Here is a 19551-nt window from a genome sequence, read left to right on the forward strand (position 1 = left end):
TAGGCGGAAAAACCCGTAGGGTATCAAGCAATTTTTGTCGTGGGATTTTTCGGTTCGAAGCAACAGTTCCGTCTTCCATCCAGACACAAACTTGAAAGATATTTTTAGCGAGGTCAATACCCACTACTTTGATCGTACTCATGAGATGTTCTCCCGAAATTCAGTGCATCGGATAAAAGATGGCACTATTTTCCACTGAAAAAGGGGACGTCCATCACATCACCCCATTGAAGTTTTTCCGCGTTGAGCTACTCCCTGAAAGACCTTATGGCGGGGAATACGGATGTTATGGCAAACTTTCAAACTGGTGGAATCAATAAACGCAATGCCGGTGGGTTTTCCTTTTAATTGCGTCAGATAACGGCACAGTGGTACCAAAACGGAAGGTGCAACACTGACGAAACGGGTATAACTGAGCAAAGTGGGGAAATCACGATGGTGATATTTCCACAGGAATTCCAAGTAGAAGGCTTTAAAGTTACGGTAATGTGACATGTGAAAGAGGATCAAAATGGTCATGATTTCACTGGGATACATGTGCCCTTTTCTGCGACGTAGGCGATATCCTTTATTGAGACAAAATTGCTCCCATTGTGGAATGAAAAAACGGCAAAAGTCATCGACACCGCAGAAAATTTCAACTAAGTTGTCCATAGCCTGTTCCTCCCCAGAGCTGTTTCGGCGTGCACCAAAACATTGCTCCTGGAACAGGCCCCTCGTCAATTCCTTATCCAGAATTCGGGTTAATTAACAACGATAATTTAGACATGACTAAACTGAGTGTCGTTATTCGTGTGAGTTTTTCTGTGTTCATCATTTTTATCATCCATTGCCAGTATCGTTTGAATTATAGACGAAAATTAATGTAAAACGATAATTTTTTATCACAAAAGAAGAATGAAAAACAGACGTGTTATATTCACACACCAAAAAAAACATGGCTAATACCATGTTTTAAAAGATAATTCCGTATCTCATGGTTGACTTCCCATGACCAACGAATAAGTCACTTCAACACAAAATTGACAGAGCTGATTTGCCCACTCAAATCCAGCACACTAAGCTGATACTTTCCCGGTTGCGATAATGTCTTAACCCATGACTGATTATGTTCTGTCACAGCAACTTGTTCACCATCCAAAAACCACCATTGTTTACCACTGCCTCCTTGCGTTGTTATTCGTAAATCCAAATCCTTTTGACCCGGAATGCGTTTCAGTACATCTCCTTCACGCACCCCGATAATCAACAATGGCGATTCATCCACTTTCATGGGCGGGCATTGGTGATTAATGGGAGGAAGCCGATTTGCCCGCTGCTCTTTAACAGGCAGCCATGCTTCCAGTGTAATTGGCCATAAGACAACTGTCTCCGGCTTGGCATCAGGACAATCAGGGGCAACACGCAAGCCATTTTTATCCAGCCATACTCGTTCGTTGATCCCTGAAAGGCCTTCTTGTCCAACAGCAGGCAATGTGGGGGGAATGGTATTATCCAAAATCCAGCTCAGACGGCGCTGGCGACAATTGTTGTCTTCCCGGGAAACACTTTCCTGAGAAAAAGCCATGCCACTTGGCCAACAAATAGTCGCCTGACTGACACTGGCTGGTCTCGGATCAATAGGGGTACGCATTGAGCTATAGTGTAAATTTTCCATTAACAATCCGTTGATTTGATTCATGACAGGGATCGCAGTGGCATAACCAAATTGGCCAACAATAGGGGTTCCATCCGGCCTGCCAACCCAAACCCCTATGGTGTAACGGGCGTTCAGACCAATTGCCCAAGCATCACGATAACCGTAGCTTGTCCCTGTTTTCCATGCCAGTGGCACTTCGGCCGGTAAAACATTATCAGGTTGGGGACGTCCCTCTCCTGCCATAATCCTTCTGACTATCCAAGCCGCCCCGACAGAGAACAGTTGCCTATCCCGTATTTTCTGCTGTGGTGTAAAGCGCACTGGAGATGCTTTTCCCTGACGGGCAAAAGCACTGTAGGCTGCAACCAACTCATCCATACGAACAGAAGTTCCTCCCAGAATAAGAGCTAAGTTCGGTTCACTGCCCAATGGGAAACGCAACCTCATACCCACGTTACGTAAATTGGCGGTGAATCGTTTGGCACCATAAGCTTCAAGAAGCTGCACCGCAGGCAAATTCAATGATCTTATCAACGCTTCACTGGCACTCACTGGCCCATTAAAACCACTGTCAAAATTACCCGGACGATAATCATTAAAACGGCGAGGAACATCCTGTAATAAAGATTCACCATGAATCAGCCCATCATCCAACGCCATAGCATATAAGAATGGCTTGAGTGTGGAACCCGGTGAGCGCCATGAACTTATCATATCCACATGCCCAAAACGGCTGTCATCCTGAAAATCAACAGAGCCAATGTAAGCTTTGACAGACATGTCGGTGTGATCAACAACCAAGACACCCATTGATGTTTTTGCTGCCAATTGATATTTCCAGTGAAGTACTATATCTTCCAGTTGGCGTTGTAAACTGGTGTCAATCGTCGTTTGAATAACTTCCTGTTGGTTTTCATTAATCATTCGTCTTGCCAGTAATGGCGCAAGGTGAGGAACCTGACGCGGAGCCAGCCAGACATTTTCTTCCTTAATATCAGCCACTTTTTTCACTGACCAAACATTATATTGCGCCAATCGCTGTAATACTTTGTCACGAGCGGCTTGTGCCCGTTCCGGATAGCGATCTGGCCGTAATCGGCTGGGAGCTTGTGGCAATACAGCCAATAATGCCGCTTCACCGGATGAAAGCTCTGACGGCGATTTCCCCAAATAAGCCCAGCTAGCCGCCCCAACGCCCTGTAATGTGCCACCAAATGGCGCACGATTCAGATACATCTCCAAAATTTCATCTTTTGAATAATGCCATTCCAGTTGTAGCGTGCGCCAAATTTGCCTGAATTTTCCGGCAAAGGTACGTGGATGGGGATCAATCAGTCGGGCAACTTGCATTGAAATGGTACTTCCTCCCGACACAATTTTTCCTGCACGAATATCCTGCCATGCCGCTCTTAGTAAAGAGACAGGATTGATACCCGGATGTTTGTAAAACCAACGATCTTCATAGGTCAACAATGCCTGAAGATATTCAGGAGAAACTTGATCTAACTTGACGGGATAACGCCAAATCCCTTCGTTGTCAGCAAAGCGCCACAATGGTGAGCCGTCAGATCCCACCACTACTCGCGCCATTTTGACGTTATGTATTGGCAACGGCCAGGTTTTATCTGCTAACCACACTGCGGCAGAAAGTAGCAACAAGATAGACAGAATACCTACCAAAATAGGCAGATAAATGCGGGAAGACAATCTTCTCATTAAAACTGTATCCGAAAAACTGCACTCGAAAGAAAAGAGCCCCTATCCCAATAATAGGGGCTGATAATAATTAGCGGACAACTTCCAGTTTTGCGTTGGTTACACCCACTGCACGCCAATTAGGAACATACATGGATTCAACCTGCGGAGCAGGCACCTGATAAACTCCCGGTGCGACCGCACGAGCCAGATACAGTAATGTCACTGAGTTATAGGATGGCACAGCAACAGCGGCAACAAAGCGATCATCACGGTATTCAATGTGACGTATATCAGCTTCTTGCATTTCCTCAACAAGATCTTGCAAACCTGCCGCACTTTCACTCAGGCTGGCACTGCTGGTTGCCAGATTTTGGTTTTCAATTTCCAATCCTGCTGGCAGTAGATCAACCACCAAGGCGTCTGGCACTGATTGATTCGCACTCACTTCCAGCTTCACAATGACCATCTCTCCACTTTTCATGCGTTCGATGTAAACTGGATTTCCTGCCAAATCAAGGTAAGTACGCTTAATTTTCAGAACGTTTGAATAAGGGCTCGGAGTATTCAGTGGATAACCCACTACATTCAGGCGTGAATACAACGTGCTACCACCACGGTTACTGATATCTATACCTTTCGAGATCTGCTCCGCAGTTAACGACTCAGTCAATGCACTGTCACTGTTAAATGGTGGCATTTGCTGGTTAATCGCTGCCTTCCATGGTTGTTCAGTGGCGCCGATAAAGTAACGCCCTGCCAGATAAAGAGAATTACTTTCCTGTGTCGAGAAGTAGTGACGAGTTGTCAGTTCATTGGATAAATTGAGCAATTTATTATCCCGCTCTTTCTGCAACATGTTGTGCTCTGTCAGCAAGGCAACAATCAGTGCGTTATCACGGATAGTACTGCCGTAATCACCCAATCCATAGCCAGGTTCGCGTGATTTATCAACCCCTAACTGAACCGCTTCATTACCACGAGTATTATCCCCCATCATTTTCAGTGCAATACCCAACTGAACGAGAGACAAGCCACTTCCAGCCTGTGTCCGACGCTCATAAAGTTGTCTCAATCCACTCAGCGGTGCTTTTTGCTGATTTGCCAAAACTAACCCGGCATAAGCTTGTACAGAAAATTGTGTCGCAGACCGTAAGCTGCTGTAACGATCACTAATAATGGTTTTATCCTGTAGGTAGCGCAGTAAACGGTTATTGGCCGCTTTCAAGGCATCGACCGGCACGCTGTAGCCTTGCTGGCCTGCACGGAACAGAAAATCTGTCGCATAAGCAGTCAACCAGAACTCTTCATCGCCATTACGGTTCCACAATGAAAAGCCGCCATCATGGCGCTGCATACTTAGCAAATGTGTAATTCCTGCTTCAATTGCTGCCCGACGTTTTTCATCGCTTTGTGTCTTAATACCCAGTTTTTTCAATTCAGATTGATTGGAATAGAGTGATGGATAAAGCCCACTTACTGTTTGCTCCAGACAGCCATAAGGGTAAGCATACAATTCACGAATATAGCGTGCGATTTGCAATGGCGGTCTGCTGGTCAGCAATAACTGTCCTTCCAATGTATTGGGTTCCAAACCAGTAATAGCCGTCAGTGGTAACTGCCAATTCTGCCCTTGCTCGATCACATCAGCAAATTGAATAGTTTTAGCTGGATATGCAGGGCGAACGCCAATTTTCCAGCTATTTTTATACTGTTTCAGATTTTCGTCAGGTAAGTTCAGGCCATTCACCGTCAGGAACACTTCACCTTGCCCAAAACCGTAATCTGCTTTGACAGGAATTTGAATTGTTGTCCGCTTTCCTTTTTCCAGTAAAAGTTTTTTACTTGTCACGTCTTGTAATTTAACCAACCCCTCAGCCGCAAAGTTCAGCGTCAATACTTGTGGCTGTTCAGTCAAATTGGTGAGATCCAGCGACAATTGGGATTGATCGCCTCCCGCCATAAAGCGAGGCAATGACATCTGAGTAATGACTGGCGCGGCTACAACGATTTTACGTTCACTGTGACCAAATTCATCACCACTCCATGCCTGCGCCATCAGCCTGAGCTCCCCATTGAAATCAGGGATCGGCAGGGTAATTTCCCCCTCTCCATTAGCATTTAATGTAATTGGCTTGGCTTGTTCTGCGATGATTTTAACTTCTGTCAGTGGTTTTTTGCCGCCCCGATCAAGTGAGCTATCGCTACCGTCTCCCCCAAAGCGCAGGTTAGCCTGACGCCCTTCTGCTTCAATCAAATGACCATAAACATCATATTGGTCAACGCTGTAGCGCTTACGACCGAAGAAAGCATCATAAGGATCAGGGGTTTTAAAATCAGTAATGCTCAACACTCCTGTATCCACTGCTGAAAGCAAAACATAGACTTGTTTAGGAAGTTCTTGTCCCTGTTGAGGTGTGGCCTTGATTCTGACAGTAAGATCCTGATTTGGGCGCATCTTATCAGGTGCATTTAAGGTCAGATTTAACTTACGCCCTTCGTCCATCAGTGGCAGATGTAGTACGCCAATCGCTCGCTTAGGCGTTGCCTGACGAGATTTATCTCCCGGACGTACAATAACGGCTGTGATATATAAATCATGACGGGCCCACGCTTGATTAATCGGAACATCAATATCTAAACCTTTCTCCGGTACGTCTACTTCCTGCCACCACAATGGGCCATCGCTGGATTCTACCAACAAATAACCTTTACCTTCCTGCGGTGCAATCATATGCAGCTTCACTTTCTCACCCGGCTTATAAGCGGGTTTATCCAGTGACAATTTGACCTGATCCGGACGAACTGCGCCTGTACCCCCGGTATTATCCTGCCATGAATAACCGGCCCAGAAATTCAGGCTAGTGACAAGCTGATTCTGAGGGTTCACTACCTCAATGCGATAAGATCCCCAATCAACAGGAAAACTGACTTTAGCGATACCATTTTTCGCAATCTGGACAGGCTCATCAGCCATCACCAAATCTTTCTGGTCATAACCAAAGTCCCAACCTTTATCGTCTGACCAACGCCAATAATAATCACGCCGTTCATATATCAAACGTGCCCTTAATTCTGATATAGCATGTTTTTTGCCGTTTGCATCCGCATAAACGATTTCAAATTCCGCCAGCGAATTTTCATCCACGTTATAGCGGTTGTCATCACGACCAATGCGATAATTATAAATGGACTTCTTATTAAACAGTGGACGCACCCCAACTAGCTGTTCGGCCGGCCAAATAGCCTGCTCTGCGCGGCGTGTCACCGGACGCCCGCCTGATTCCAGCAAGCTGGCCTGTACTATGACTTTTACAGGTGATGTAACGGATTTCCAGTTACTATCACTGACAGAGAGATTTGCTTTTCCTTCACTATCTAAAGTGAAATCAAATTCATCCAATGTCCGTATCAAATCAGTTTCTTGTACAGAGCCGAATTCATACCCTGGTAATTGCGCCACTGCATTACGGGCTGGACGCAAGAACAATTGCCCTTGCAAACGATTAGCAGCAGCAGGTGCGCCGTACAGGTAACGGCCCGTTATAGCGAACTCAATATTTTGGTCTTTCAATATCGGCTGATTATTGACGTTTCCTTTAATTTCCAATGCCATACGTTCAGGCATGAAATCTTCAACATTAAATTTGTAATAACGTGGGATGTTATCACCTACATCAAATCGCAATGACCACATTCCCGTTTCAGCTTCGCGAGGTATCGGATAACGATATTGGTACAACCCGTTTTCAGCTTGCCAAACAAAACTACGAACAACCTGATTATCCGCTTTCAATACATCTACTTTAACTGGCTGTGATTTAAGTGGACGACCATCAGCGTCACGCAGTAAACCGTTAATGATCAGCGTTTCTCCCGGCCGATAAAGATCCCGTGGGCCAAAAACAAAAAACTGTTTGCTGTATCCCTGAGGGCCTCCGATATCAAATTCAGAAAGATCTAACGCCGGAGAATTCAAGTCGATAATGCTGGTATGCCCATCCTGAGTGGCCAGCAGCAACTTTGCTTTATCCGTTTTTTCGAGAGAGGCGTGACCATCACTGTCCGTTATTGCCTTTGTCAAAAGCTGCCCTTTTACATCCAACAGGCGAATCTCAACGTCTTTCAGGCTAGATCCTTGTGCCAGTGATTGGGTAAATACATCGATCCTGTTCAGGTAGCTGTGCATGGAAACGCCAATGTCACTTAATGTAAACAGAGTAATTGGATGGCTATAAGTGTATTTTCCCGCTTGTTGCATCACTGCCAGATAGACGCCATCTCTTTGTAATTCTTTGATGTTATTAATTGGCAGTAATAATTTTTCACGGGTATTGGCAGTAGGATTGAGATCAAAACGACCGGTGTAGACTAATTCCGTTTCTTGCAGTAATTCCTTGGATTCCCAGTAATTCATATTACTGCTGTATTGCCAGTTAACAATGAATGAGGGTAATGACGCATCTTTGATTCTAAAAAAATTGACATCTACGCTATTAACATTGAGCGCTAAAATCGGTAATCCTTCCGCAGCCTTACTGGGTAGCAACACCCCTTTGCTGGCAAAACCTACCGATGGCGTAATAGGTGCGGTATTAAATTTTTTTTCATAGGCAGTCACCAATCGACGCTCATTTATACCTTGGACACCTTCATCAACAGTCAACTGTAACTCACGTGCCGGTGGTAAATGACGTAACCTAAGCTCCATCTGGTTATTGGAAAGTTCCCATGCTCCATCCAATTTCCCCGATTTAATATCAACAAGATGCAATTTTTGTGAGAAATCTTGATTCGGATCTAAAGGAACGGAGAATGTCACGACCATCGCACTAGCACCGTCCAATTGCAGCTCAGAGGCATCTAAGATAGTGACATCTTTACCCGCATAACGTTGTTCTTTTTTAGTCACCTGCTTTTCAGGACTTTCTTTTTCAGTAACTGTTTTTTCTGTGGCTGATACGGTTAATTGAGCAGTCGAAGTTTCCGATTTTTCATTATCGGCCACCTGCTTATTCTGAGGTAATGAAATGTTCTGTTTTTCGATGTTTTCTGTTTTAGTTTTGTCTGTATTATCAGCCTGATCGCATCCTGACAGTACAAACAGTGCAAATAACGAAGCAATCATGACCGCAAGGTATCGTTTTCTCCTTGTAGTCTTTTGCCAAAATTGACTTTGATACATAACCATAACCCTTGTTGTTTACCGGATAATCCAGAATATTATTTTTTTGGATATTCATTATGGTACTTCCTATTTCACATAACTAATGCGCAGAAAAAATAGCGAATTCTCTGGCTGGAATAAAATTCTCCCTGCACTTTTACCCTATGTTTTTTCAGATTTTCGATGTCTCTCGCAATATTGGTTGAATAATTGCAATCAAATTACACTTAGTCATTATTGATTGATAACAGGGATAGTATCCCTCAACCAACTACCTAATTTCCGTTGGTAGAAGGGTTGAGTATGCTGAATCAGATAATGACTAATGCCCCTTTCTTTCTCATCAAGCAAGCAAAAATCGACCGATTCATCTTCATCAAGATATTCGCAAGCCAGTTCACCCGCTTCTTGAATCAACAAACTTATTTCATCGCCTGATAGTGTTCCGCTAAACTCTAAGCCAATTAATAGATTAGGTTTTTCATCTACATTTTTATCATGGGCCATAACCAGAAAAGCACGCCGAATGGGTTTATGTTGTTTGAATAAATTAATCAACGCCTCAATAAGCTGAGCCGGTTGTTCTTCTGGCTGACTCAGAGTGATACTGCTTCCGCTAGGAACTTTTATTTCGGTAGCGACAGGCCCATTTGATAAACTCATGAAAATCTCCGAACAATGCTGTTTGAATTACAGTTAAAGCTATTGAAAAGTTTAATCAAATAGCCCCCCATTAAGAGAGGCTATCAAGAAAGGTAATTTGAAAATGTGACTTTTTACTTCTTCGCTTTTTACTTCTTCGCTTTTATTTCGCTTTCGCTAACAGTAAATTAGCAATAGTACGCACGCCATATCCCGTTGCACCTGCTGCCCACTGCTCAACCGATGACTTACGGTAAGTTGCTGAGCAGTCGATATGTACCCAGCCTTTTTTGTAGTTTTCGACAAAGTGAGACAAGAACGCGGCTGCGGTGCTTGCTCCCGCGGAATGTGCAGGTGAGGCAATGTTGTTCAGATCGGCAAAATTGGATGGCAATTGGCTACGGTGGAATTCAGCCAGCGGTAAACGCCAGAACAGTTCATTTTCAGTATCAGCCGCTGATAACAAATCAGATGCCAATTGATCATCAAAGCTGAACACAGAGTGATAATCGCTTCCTACTGCCATTTTTGCGGCGCCCGTTAAAGTTGCAGCATCAACAATCAGTGGTGCTTTTTCTGCACTGGCATCAATCAAACCATCAGCCAGAACCAGACGCCCTTCCGCATCCGTGTTCATCACTTCAACCGTTTTGCCATTGCGATAACGAATAATATCGCCCAATTTGAAAGCATTGCTGCTCACCATATTGTCTGCAATGCACAGGAACAGTTTTACGCGATGCTTCAAGCCTCGACTAATGGCAAGAGCCAAGGCTCCCGCTAATGTTGCCGAACCGCCCATATCCGATTTCATGGAATCCATGGAGCTGGATGGTTTGATGCTATATCCGCCAGAGTCAAAGGTAATGCCTTTACCGACCAAGCAGGCAAAAACAGGGTTTTTTGCCTCTTTTGTCGGGTTGAAATCCAATGCCAGAAAAACAGGATCACGCGAAGATCCACGACCGACAGTATAGACTCCCATGTAACCCTGCTCACGCAGGTCATTTCCTTTGATAATCCGATAACTAACGGCATCACCTGCTACGCCAGTCAGCAAATCAATGGCTCTCTGAGCGAGCTGTTCTGGCCCTAATTCTTCTGCTGGAAGATTGATGGTATCGCGTACCCAATCAATGAATTTGATCCTTCTTTCCAGTTCTTGCTTTTCCGACACAGATAACTGCGGCCATTCAATCGTGCGCAGGCCCTTAGGTGAACGAAAGCCCAGCCAGAACGCCCAACTCCTTTCCAGATCCCAACCATCACCCACTAGAGCAATGTTGCGAATTCCCTGCCCGTCAACTTTACGCCCTGCGCGTTGAATTGCGCCTAATTTTCCATGACCTTCCAAGTGAATGGTGATCCCTTGCTCACTCGAACTAATTAGTGCTTTTTCACCCCAGCAAGCATTAGCTGGCTCATAAGACAGTGTTATCGGCATGATTTGTTTTGTCATTTTCTCTCACTTCTTATCTTATTATTCACTGTTTCACAGTAAGGGTTTATTAATGTAAAAAAACTGGCAATTGCCAGTTTTCCATTAAATGCAGACTATGCCAAGCTATTGAGCAAGAATCAGTGAGTTTGCGCTATTTTTGTCTTAAACAAATGTCGCGTTACTCATATTCATCCAGCCACACTAACAAGATAGCTTCCAATACTTTTTCATTGGATTTCTGTGGATCATCATCAAAACCATCCAGTTCACAAATCCATTCATGCATATCGGTGAAACGTACTGTTTTGGGATCGAGATCCGGAAATTTATCATACAGCGCTTCGCCAATATCACGACTGTCAGACCATTTCATTTTTCGTCCTCCTGTCAGTGCTCACGGGCATGGTTGATGGTGTATTTAGGGATTTCTACGACCAAATCCTCATCAGCGACTTTGGCCTGACAGCTCAACCGGCTTTCTGGCTCCAGCCCCCATGCTTTATCCAACATGTCATCTTCCAGTTCAGCACTTTCCTCCAGTGAGTCAAATCCTTCTCTGACGATGCAATGACAGGTGGTACATGCACAAGATTTTTCACAAGCGTGTTCAATTTCAATGCCATTACGCAGTGCAACATCCAGAATTGATTCGCCTTCCTTAGCGTCCAATACTGCACCTTCAGGGCAAAGTTCGTTATGAGGTAAAAATACAATTTTAGGCATAATTAAATCTCATCCACAGAATGACCCGCCAAAGCCCGGCGGATTGATGTGTCCATACGGCGCGCGGCAAATTCCTGCGTTTGTTTGTCCAATTCTTTAATTGCACTTTCAATCGCATCAGGGGAAGCTCCCTGAGCGCTTTCAATTAATACTTGTGCAGCTGCGTCAATGGCAGCATGTTCTTCCTGACTCAGTAAGTCAGCATCTTTTTCCAGTGCGCTGGTTAAACTTTCCAGAACCCGGGCGGCTTCTACTTTTTGTTCAGCCAATTTACGGGCCTGAATATCTTCCTGCGCATTAGTCATGGAGTCTTTCAGCATGCGTGCGATTTCTTCATCTGATAAACCATAGGAAGGTTTTACCTGAATAGAAGCTTCAACACCCGTAGATTTCTCCAATGCGCTGACGCTCAATAGACCATCAGCATCGACCTGAAAAGTCACGCGAATATGTGCACCACCAGCCGGTAATGGCGGAATGCCACGCAATGTGAACCGTGCCAGTGACCGGCAATCATTGACCAACTCCCTTTCACCTTGCACCACATGGATGCTCATCGCAGTTTGACCGTCTTTGAAAGTGGTAAACTCTTGCGCTCTTGCAACAGGAATAGTGGTATTACGTGGAATGACTTTTTCAATTAGCCCTCCCATCGTTTCTAAACCAAGTGACAGGGGGATGACATCCAACAATAGCATTTCGCTATCAGGCTTGTTACCCACCAAAATATCAGCCTGAATTGAAGCGCCGACAGCCACGACTTTATCTGGATCAATAGAGGTCAATGGCTCACGATCAAAGAATTCCCCTACCATACTGCGCACTAATGGCACTCGTGTTGAACCACCAACCATGACGACTTGCAATACTTCATCCGCGGTAACACCCGCATCTTTCAGTGCTCTGCGGCAGGAAAGTAATGTGCGTTTGACCAGAGAAGCAACCAATTCGTTAAATTCTGTTCGGCTAATTCTACCTTCCCAGTCAACAATCCGGATTTCCGCACTCTCCGCTTCACTCAAGGCAATTTTGGTTTGAGTGGCAATATCCAATAACTGACGCTGTAACCCATGATCGTGATTGCTAATTCCGGCCTGTTCACGGATCCAATTCGCTAATAATGCGTCAAAATCATCACCACCCAGTGCGGTATCGCCTCCCGTTGCCAAAACTTCAAATACGCCACGGCTAAGGCGGAGAATAGAAACATCGAATGTTCCGCCACCAAGATCGTAAATCGCGATCACACCTTCCTGACCTGAGTCAAGGCCATAAGCAATAGCAGCGGCTGTAGGCTCATTCAAAAGTCGGAGAACATGCAAACCGGCTAATCGCGCAGCATCTTTGGTGCCTTGACGTTGGGCATCATCAAAGTAGGCAGGAACCGTGATCACAACACCATCGAGTTTGCCATCCAAGGTTTCTTCTGCCCGTTGTGCCAACGATTTCAATATCTCAGAAGAAACCTGAATAGGATCTACCAAGCCCGCCACGGTGTTGATCAATGGCAGACCGTTTTCACTTGCCTGAAGTTGATATGGCAGGTTGGGATAACGTTGCTGAATGTCAGCCAAAGAGCGTCCCATCATACGTTTGACGGAACTCACGGTATTGGCGGGATCGGATGCTGCTTGCTGACGAGCCTGCCAACCAACTTGAATATCTTCTTTGCGATATTGTACAACGGAAGGCAGTAAGTGACGGTTTTCACTGTCTGCCAACGTTTCCGCCTGACCACTGCGGACAGTCGCAACCAGTGAGTGAGTCGTACCAAGATCAATCCCCACAGCCAGACGACGCTGGTGAGGTGCGGCAGATAGACCAGGTTCGCTGATTTGTAATAAAGCCATGTGTGCCCCTATAAATCTATTCAGCTAATTATCTCAGCTAAAAATCATCCAGCAACCGCTCTTCCAGTTGTTCAACCTGCTGTTGCAATTTATCCAAAAAGCGTAATTTACGAACCGTATCGGCTGCCGTTGACCATTCGCCAGCGTCTAACTGATGCTCCATCTGCTCACTACGAGTTTTAATCATTTTATTGAGGCGAGATGAAAAATGGGTCAGTGCTGTTTCTGGGTCCGTGCTATGTTCGATGTCATCAAGCTCTTCGCGTAACTCCAGCTGCTGCATCAGGAAAGCCGTATCCTGCATCGTGTGCTGTTCGTTGGATAGATCAAACCCTTGCTGAGAAAGCATATATTCTGCGCGTTTCAGGGGATGTTTTAGCGTCTGGTAACCTGCATTGATGGTAGCAGCTTGTTGGAGTGCCAGCGTTTTTTCACGTTCAGGTTGGTTGGCAAAACGATCTGGGTGAAACTGACGCTGCAATTCCTGATAACGGGTCGCCAACAACTCACGGTCAATCGCATAACGCGAAGGCAGCCCGAATAAAGTAAAGTAGTCCATAAGTTACTCTTAGTTTCGCAAAGTGCGGAGTCAAACAATGGGTTTAAACGTGGAAGCTTTCCCCACAACCGCATTCGCTGGAAACATTGGGGTTGTTGAATTTAAAGCCTTCATTCAGACCTTCTTTGACAAAATCCAACTCAGTGCCATCAAGGTAAAGGATGCTTTTACCGTCAATGATGACTTTCACGCCCTTATCTTCAAAAATCTGATCTTCTTCATTAACTGTATCAGCAAATTCAAGTACATATGCCATACCAGAGCAGCCGGAAGTTCTCACTCCCAAACGCAACCCGACACCTTTTCCTCGATTGTCAAGAAAGGCCAAAATACGCTGGGCTGCACTTTCTGTCAGGGAAATTGACATACAACACCTCACTTTTAAAACTAGTAAAGGTGGATATTGAACCAATATCCACCAGAATTATTTTCTATTTAAAAAATAGTTATTTTGCTTGGCGCTTACTCTTGTAATCAGCAATAGCAGCTTTGATTGCATCTTCTGCCAAAATAGAGCAGTGGATTTTCACTGGCGGTAGTTCCAGTTCGTCAGCAATCTGAGTATTTTTGATAGCCTCAGCCTGTTCCAGCGATTTTCCTTTCATCCACTCTGTTACCAGAGAGCTGGATGCAATCGCAGAGCCGCAGCCATAAGTTTTGAAACGTGCATCTTCGATGATGCCTTCATCGTTGACTTTAATTTGCAGCCGCATGACGTCACCACAAGCGGGTGCCCCTACCATACCACTACCCACTGAAGGATCTTCACTGTCGAATGAACCAACATTACGTGGGTTTTCATAGTGATCAATTACTTTGTCGCTGTAAGCCATGTCGTTACTCCTGAAACCGTCTGATTAATGATGAGACCATTCGATGGTGCTGAGATCCACACCCTGTTTGAACATTTCCCACAATGGAGAAAGATCGCGCAGGTGACCAATCGCGTTGAGAATCAACTTGATTGCATAGTCTATTTCTTCTTCTGTGGTAAAACGCCCCAAAGAGAAACGAATAGAACTGTGTGCCAGTTCATCATTCATACCCAGTGCCCGCAGGACATAGGAAGGTTCCAAACTCGCAGAAGTACATGCCGAGCCAGAAGAAACTGCCAGATCTTTCAATGACATCATCAACGACTCACCTTCAACATAGTTGAAGCTGACATTCAGAATGTGCGGCGCACCCAGTTCCAAATCACCGTTCAGGTAAACTTCTTCAATATCTTTAATACCGTTCCACAAACGCAGACGCAATCCACGCAGGCGTTCTGCTTCTGATTCCAGCTCTTCTTTTGCAATACGGTAAGCTTCACCCATACCAACAATCTGGTGAACAGGCAATGTACCTGAACGCATACCACGCTCATGACCACCACCGTGCTGCTGTGCCTCAATACGCACGCGAGGTTTACGGCGAACATACAGTGCACCGATACCCATAGGGCCATAAAGTTTATGAGCAGAGAAAGACATCAGATCAACTTTCAGTTTGCTGAGGTCGATAGGTAATTTGCCAACACTTTGAGTTGCATCAACATGGAAAATGATACCACGGCTACGACACATTTCACCGATGGTCATAATGTCTTGGACAATACCAATTTCATTATTGACGTGCATGATGGAAACCAGAATCGTATCTTCACGCATAGTGGCTTCCAGCTCTTTCAGATCAAGCATGCCATTGCTCATTGGTGCAAGGTAAGTGATCTCAAAACCTTCACGCTCCAGCTGGCGGCAAGTATCTAAAACCGCTTTGTGTTCCGTTTTGCTGGTAATAATGTGCTTGCCTTTTTTCTGATAAAATTTTGCAGCACCTTTAATCGCAAGGTTATCTGACTCTGTAGCGCCTGAAGTGAACACGATTTCACGCGGATCTGCGCCGATCAAATCAGCAATTTGATTACGCGCGATATCAACCGCTTCTTCAGCCTGCCAACCAAAACGGTGTGAACGGGAAGCTGGGTTACCAAAAATCCCGTCCATAGTTAGATAGTTCATCATCTTTTCAGCAACACGTGGATCGACTGGTGTTGTTGCTGAATAGTCCAAATAAATGGGTAATTTCATTGCTCACATGCTCCGTAAGACACTTTTAATACTTTTATTTGCCGCAAGGTTATGCGCGCAGGTTAACGTTAATCGTCTCTTGAGGCCTGCCGTTCGGTGTACGGCGCTTATCGCCGTCTTGACGATCAGCAACGTCTAACACTTCTTGGTTATTTACTAATTCTTCTAAACTGATGCTGCTCAGGAAACCTGTGATGCGATCACTCAGGTCACGCCACAATGTGTGCGTCAAACAACGATCACCGCCTTGACAGCCTTCTCTGCCCTGACAACGAGTTGCATCAACAGATTCATCAACAGCTGAAATCACTTCGGCAACGAAAATCTTACCGGCATCTCTGCCCAGTAAATAGCCGCCACCTGGACCACGGACGCTAGAAACCAGACCATTTTTACGCAGGCGGGAGAACAACTGCTCAAGATAGGAAAGGGAAATTCCCTGACGTTCAGAAATGTCGGCTAATGGCACCGGCCCTTCTTGTGAATGCAACGCCACATCTAGCATGGCAGTTACCGCATAACGTCCTTTTGATGTCAGTCTCATAACAAAAACTCCATGGTGAAATATAGATGAAATTGTGACATTCCTGAGTGTTTTAGTCAACTATTTAACCTACTAATTCACTCAACTATTATTTGACCGCCCTTTCACCTGTCTGCCTCAGATTTTTTGGTTGTTCCTGCTAGTTCTTCCCGCTGGATCTCGGTTATTTCCTGGCCCATTTTTCCATAGAAGTTAGTATACCTCGCAGAATATTCAGCTCCTGCGTTTCAGGCCGCGCACGAGTATAAAGCCGTCTTAACCTGTTCATTATTTGACCCGGATGCGCTTTGCGGATAAAGCCTGATTCGTTCAATACCTGTTCAAGATGTTGATAAAAACGCTCCATATCCTCAACAGCCGGATATTCTACCTCATGATCTGACGAAGAGGCTTTTTCTAGTTGCTCCTGAGCTGAAAGATGCGCCATGCGAATTTCATAGCTAACCAGTTGGACAGCCATCGCCAAATTCAATGAACCGTACTCCGGATTTGTCGGAATATAAAGATGGTAATTACATTTTTGCAGCTCTTCATTAGTCAACCCAACACGTTCACGACCAAATACAATCGCAACCGGAGAGTGGCTGGCCGTTTTGACACAACGTTCACCACATTCACGAGGTTCAACCATTGGCCAGGAAAGGGTACGGGAACGGGCACTGGTTCCGATGACCAATTCACACCCAGCTAATGCTTCATCCAACGTACTCACAATCGTCGCATTGCCGATAACGTCACTTGCACCGGCTGAAAGTGCGATAGCATGAGAATCAGGTTGAACTAACGGATTCACCAGATACAAATTGGTCAATCCCATTGTTTTCATGGCCCGAGCGGTTGATCCCATATTGCCCGTGTGGGAGGTTTCAACCAGAATAATGCGGATATTCTCTAACATGACGGCTTTTAAATTCAGTATAAGAGCCGAATATCTTAACACAGCATTAGTCATTTTGACGAACTACTGCTATACTGCGCGCCGATTTGTTTCCCGTTCTTTAAAATTCTGGTGGAAGATACCCCATGCATCCGATGCTAAACATCGCTATACGCGCTGCGCGTAAGGCCGGCAACTACATTGCCAAAAGCTACGAAACCCCTGATGCCATTGAAGCAAGCCAAAAAGGCAGTAATGATTTCGTCACCAATGTTGATCATGAAGCAGAACAGCTGATTATCGACATTATCCGTAAATCTTATCCTAAGCATACAATTATTACCGAAGAAAGCGGTGAGCACTTAGGTGAAGAAAACGATTTCCAATGGGTTATCGATCCACTGGATGGCACCACCAACTTTATTAAACGTCTCCCTCATTTTGCGGTTTCCATTGCAGTGCGTATTAAAGGCCGCACTGAAGTCTCCGTGGTTTACGATCCAATGCGCAATGAGCTGTTCAGCGCGACTCGTGGTCAAGGCGCACAATTAAACGGCTATCGTCTGCGTGGTACCAATGCCCGTGATCTGGATGGTACTATCCTTGCGACTGGTTTCCCATTCAAAGCCAAACAGCACTCTATCCCTTACATGAATGTACTGGGTAAATTATTTGATCGTTGCGCGGATTTCCGTCGCACGGGTTCCGCCGCACTGGATATGGCTTATGTCGCTGCCGGGCGCGTAGATGGTTTCTTCGAAATTGGCCTGAAACCCTGGGATTTCATGGGCGGTGAATTGCTGGTACGTGAATCCGGCTGCATCGTTACCGATTTCGTCGGTGGTCATAACTATATTAATTCCGGCAATATCGTTGCAGGTAGCCCACGTATCGTTAAAGACATTTTGTCTGAAATGCGTGAAGAATTAACGGAAGCACTGAAACGTTAATTCGTTAATAATTATATAAATATAATTTGAGCAATGTTATTTTCAGGGCACCTAATTGGTGCCCTTTTTTATCGCCAAACATTTTAATTAATGTGCTTGAGCTTCAACTTTTGGCCGCAGAAACAGCGCAGGTAATGCAACCAACGCCATCACCCAAAATATACCACTATCGATATGTTCATACATAAAACCAGCAATCACACTCATAACAGCAATCCCTCCACCCATTGCCAAAGCGGAGTAAGTCGCCTGCAATCGGATGATTTCATTTTCCTTTCTGGCTCCAATAAAACGCATCGCTGCTAAATGGCAAACGGTAAAAGTACCGCAATGCAGGATTTGAATAATAATCAGCACGGGTAATTCCGTTGACGTTCCCATTAATCCCCAACGAATCACACCACAGATGCTGGATAGCAATAACAGATTACGTGCACTCCAACGACGGAATAACTGTTTGCTGAAAGTAAAGACGAGGACTTCTGCCACAACGCCTAACGACCAGAGATAACCAATGGTTGATGGCGAGTAACCTGCATTCTCCCAATAAATAGTGCCAAAACTATAGTAACCCGCGTGTGCAGCCTGCAATAGCGTTACACACACTAAAAATTGCCACACAGATTTTTCAGACAAAAGTTCTTTAAAAGAGACGGCATTAGTATTCGTGGTCTTCTCTTGACCAACGGGCATAATGGCGGGTTTCAGCATCATTCCCAGCAGCATGACAGTAATACTGAAAATCAGGAAAGCGAGAATGATATGGTGTGTTCCAAACACATCTTTGCCAATCCAGCTATTCAGACTGTCAAATGACATACTCCAGCCAATGTCGAGGCTGCTGATTGAGAAATTTATTCCATTGGCAGACATTAATATACCAGTCAGCGCAGAGCTGATAATAAATGCAATCGAACCCCAGACTCTTACCTTGCCGTAATCAAAAGTAAATTGTTTTTGCCATGTTCCGGCCAAAGCATCCGATAAAGGCACGAGTGGCGAGAAAAATAAGTTAAAACCTATCATGACAAAGAAAAGCCATAGCCAATGGCTACCAAATACAAATCCAACCGCAAAAAGCAACGCCAGCAATGAAAGGAATCGCAACGCGTTAATTAATTTTGATGGATCTTTTACCGTGGGAGAAATAACCAGACTACCGATAAATCGGGCAACCAATCCAACACCCAGCAATATTCCTATCATTGAAGGCTCAATGCCTTCACCTTTTAACCAGGCAGCCCAAAAAGGTAGAAAGATACCGAAAGAGAAAAAATAAGTGAAATAACCTAATCCTAGCCAAAATGTTGATGGAATAACCATCCAAATACCCTCATTTTTCAAATACAAAAAAACCCGCTCAAAACTAACGTCATGAGTCGGGCTTATTAC

At 44.9% G+C, this 19551-nt stretch carries 15 protein-coding genes and 2 pseudogenes; 1 reads left to right on the forward strand and 16 read right to left on the reverse strand.

The genetic code is table 11. The annotated features are described in order from the left end of the window. The 15 genes and pseudogenes from Xmir_RS28085 to trmJ all read right to left on the reverse strand — a co-directional run. Window positions 1-142 (reverse strand): annotated as a pseudogene (locus Xmir_RS28085) (IS110 family transposase); the annotation flags it as partial. 80 nt (window positions 143-222) lie between these two features. Beyond that, window positions 223-654, reverse strand: a pseudogene (locus Xmir_RS07350) (transposase); the annotation flags it as partial. A gap of 352 nt (window positions 655-1006) precedes the next feature. After that, window positions 1007-3355 carry a peptidoglycan glycosyltransferase PbpC gene (pbpC, locus tag Xmir_RS07355; RefSeq protein WP_099113755.1) on the reverse strand — a complete coding sequence of 783 codons (2349 nt, stop codon included), beginning with the start codon at window positions 3353-3355 and terminating at the stop codon, window positions 1007-1009. 70 nt (window positions 3356-3425) lie between these two features. Beyond that, a complete protein-coding gene (locus Xmir_RS07360) occupies window positions 3426-8519 on the reverse strand; it encodes an alpha-2-macroglobulin family protein (RefSeq protein ID WP_099113756.1) in 5094 nt (1697 codons plus the stop codon). Between the two features lie 216 nt (window positions 8520-8735). Beyond that, a complete protein-coding gene (locus tag Xmir_RS07365) occupies window positions 8736-9164 on the reverse strand; it encodes an enhanced serine sensitivity protein SseB C-terminal domain-containing protein (RefSeq protein WP_099113757.1) in 429 nt (142 codons plus the stop codon). A gap of 142 nt (window positions 9165-9306) precedes the next feature. Beyond that, on the reverse strand, window positions 9307-10602 hold the full coding sequence (pepB, locus tag Xmir_RS07370; RefSeq protein ID WP_099113758.1) for an aminopeptidase PepB: 1296 nt from the start codon (window positions 10600-10602) through the stop codon (window positions 9307-9309). Between the two features lie 160 nt (window positions 10603-10762). After that, complete coding sequence (gene iscX / locus Xmir_RS07375; protein WP_099113759.1) at window positions 10763-10957, reverse strand: Fe-S cluster assembly protein IscX; 195 nt, start codon at window positions 10955-10957, stop codon at window positions 10763-10765. A 14-nt stretch (window positions 10958-10971) separates the two neighbouring features. After that, a complete protein-coding gene (gene fdx / locus Xmir_RS07380) occupies window positions 10972-11307 on the reverse strand; it encodes an ISC system 2Fe-2S type ferredoxin (protein ID WP_086956079.1) in 336 nt (111 codons plus the stop codon). Window positions 11308-11309: 2 nt separating this feature from the next. After that, window positions 11310-13157, reverse strand: a complete 1848-nt coding sequence (gene hscA, locus Xmir_RS07385) for a Fe-S protein assembly chaperone HscA (RefSeq protein WP_099113760.1) — start codon at window positions 13155-13157, stop codon at window positions 11310-11312. A 37-nt stretch (window positions 13158-13194) separates the two neighbouring features. Then, window positions 13195-13716 (reverse strand): co-chaperone HscB, encoded by a 522-nt coding sequence (hscB, locus tag Xmir_RS07390; RefSeq protein WP_099113761.1) that lies wholly within the window; start codon window positions 13714-13716, stop codon window positions 13195-13197. A 43-nt stretch (window positions 13717-13759) separates the two neighbouring features. Then, complete coding sequence (gene iscA, locus Xmir_RS07395) at window positions 13760-14083, reverse strand: iron-sulfur cluster assembly protein IscA (RefSeq protein ID WP_099113762.1); 324 nt, start codon at window positions 14081-14083, stop codon at window positions 13760-13762. Window positions 14084-14162: 79 nt separating this feature from the next. Further along, entirely contained in the window at window positions 14163-14549 is a 387-nt protein-coding gene (iscU, locus tag Xmir_RS07400; RefSeq protein WP_099113763.1) for a Fe-S cluster assembly scaffold IscU, read from the reverse strand. 24 nt (window positions 14550-14573) lie between these two features. Beyond that, on the reverse strand, window positions 14574-15788 hold the full coding sequence (locus tag Xmir_RS07405; protein WP_099113764.1) for an IscS subfamily cysteine desulfurase: 1215 nt from the start codon (window positions 15786-15788) through the stop codon (window positions 14574-14576). 49 nt (window positions 15789-15837) lie between these two features. Beyond that, window positions 15838-16332 carry a Fe-S cluster assembly transcriptional regulator IscR gene (iscR, locus tag Xmir_RS07410; RefSeq protein WP_099113765.1) on the reverse strand — a complete coding sequence of 165 codons (495 nt, stop codon included), beginning with the start codon at window positions 16330-16332 and terminating at the stop codon, window positions 15838-15840. Window positions 16333-16495: 163 nt separating this feature from the next. After that, complete coding sequence (gene trmJ, locus Xmir_RS07415) at window positions 16496-17230, reverse strand: tRNA (cytosine(32)/uridine(32)-2'-O)-methyltransferase TrmJ (RefSeq protein ID WP_099113941.1); 735 nt, start codon at window positions 17228-17230, stop codon at window positions 16496-16498. Between the two features lie 125 nt (window positions 17231-17355). On the opposite strand from trmJ, the gene suhB reads away from it, so the two are divergent. Then, window positions 17356-18159 carry an inositol-1-monophosphatase gene (suhB, locus tag Xmir_RS07420; protein ID WP_099113766.1) on the forward strand — a complete coding sequence of 268 codons (804 nt, stop codon included), beginning with the start codon at window positions 17356-17358 and terminating at the stop codon, window positions 18157-18159. Between the two features lie 87 nt (window positions 18160-18246). On the opposite strand, the gene Xmir_RS07425 is transcribed toward suhB, so the two are convergent. Then, window positions 18247-19482 carry a 3-phenylpropionate MFS transporter gene (locus tag Xmir_RS07425; RefSeq protein ID WP_099113767.1) on the reverse strand — a complete coding sequence of 412 codons (1236 nt, stop codon included), beginning with the start codon at window positions 19480-19482 and terminating at the stop codon, window positions 18247-18249. Window positions 19483-19551: the final 69 nt, after the last annotated feature.

This window comes from Xenorhabdus miraniensis, from assembly GCF_002632615.1.

Bases quoted from the DNA above. Each gene is read 5' to 3' on its own strand.
- pbpC (WP_099113755.1), bottom strand. From the start codon at position 3,355: ATGAGAAGATTGTCTTCCCGCATTTATCTGCCTATTTTGGTAGGTATT.
- Xmir_RS07360 (WP_099113756.1), bottom strand. From the start codon at position 8,519: ATGTATCAAAGTCAATTTTGGCAAAAGACTACAAGGAGAAAACGATAC.
- Xmir_RS07365 (WP_099113757.1), bottom strand. From the start codon at position 9,164: ATGAGTTTATCAAATGGGCCTGTCGCTACCGAAATAAAAGTTCCTAGC.
- pepB (WP_099113758.1), bottom strand. From the start codon at position 10,602: ATGACAAAACAAATCATGCCGATAACACTGTCTTATGAGCCAGCTAAT.
- iscX (WP_099113759.1), bottom strand. From the start codon at position 10,957: ATGAAATGGTCTGACAGTCGTGATATTGGCGAAGCGCTGTATGATAAA.
- fdx (WP_086956079.1), bottom strand. From the start codon at position 11,307: ATGCCTAAAATTGTATTTTTACCTCATAACGAACTTTGCCCTGAAGGT.
- hscA (WP_099113760.1), bottom strand. From the start codon at position 13,157: ATGGCTTTATTACAAATCAGCGAACCTGGTCTATCTGCCGCACCTCAC.
- hscB (WP_099113761.1), bottom strand. From the start codon at position 13,716: ATGGACTACTTTACTTTATTCGGGCTGCCTTCGCGTTATGCGATTGAC.
- iscA (WP_099113762.1), bottom strand. From the start codon at position 14,083: ATGTCAATTTCCCTGACAGAAAGTGCAGCCCAGCGTATTTTGGCCTTT.
- iscU (WP_099113763.1), bottom strand. From the start codon at position 14,549: ATGGCTTACAGCGACAAAGTAATTGATCACTATGAAAACCCACGTAAT.
- Xmir_RS07405 (WP_099113764.1), bottom strand. From the start codon at position 15,788: ATGAAATTACCCATTTATTTGGACTATTCAGCAACAACACCAGTCGAT.
- iscR (WP_099113765.1), bottom strand. From the start codon at position 16,332: ATGAGACTGACATCAAAAGGACGTTATGCGGTAACTGCCATGCTAGAT.
- trmJ (WP_099113941.1), bottom strand. From the start codon at position 17,230: ATGTTAGAGAATATCCGCATTATTCTGGTTGAAACCTCCCACACGGGC.
- suhB (WP_099113766.1), top strand. From the start codon at position 17,356: ATGCATCCGATGCTAAACATCGCTATACGCGCTGCGCGTAAGGCCGGC.
- Xmir_RS07425 (WP_099113767.1), bottom strand. From the start codon at position 19,482: ATGGTTATTCCATCAACATTTTGGCTAGGATTAGGTTATTTCACTTAT.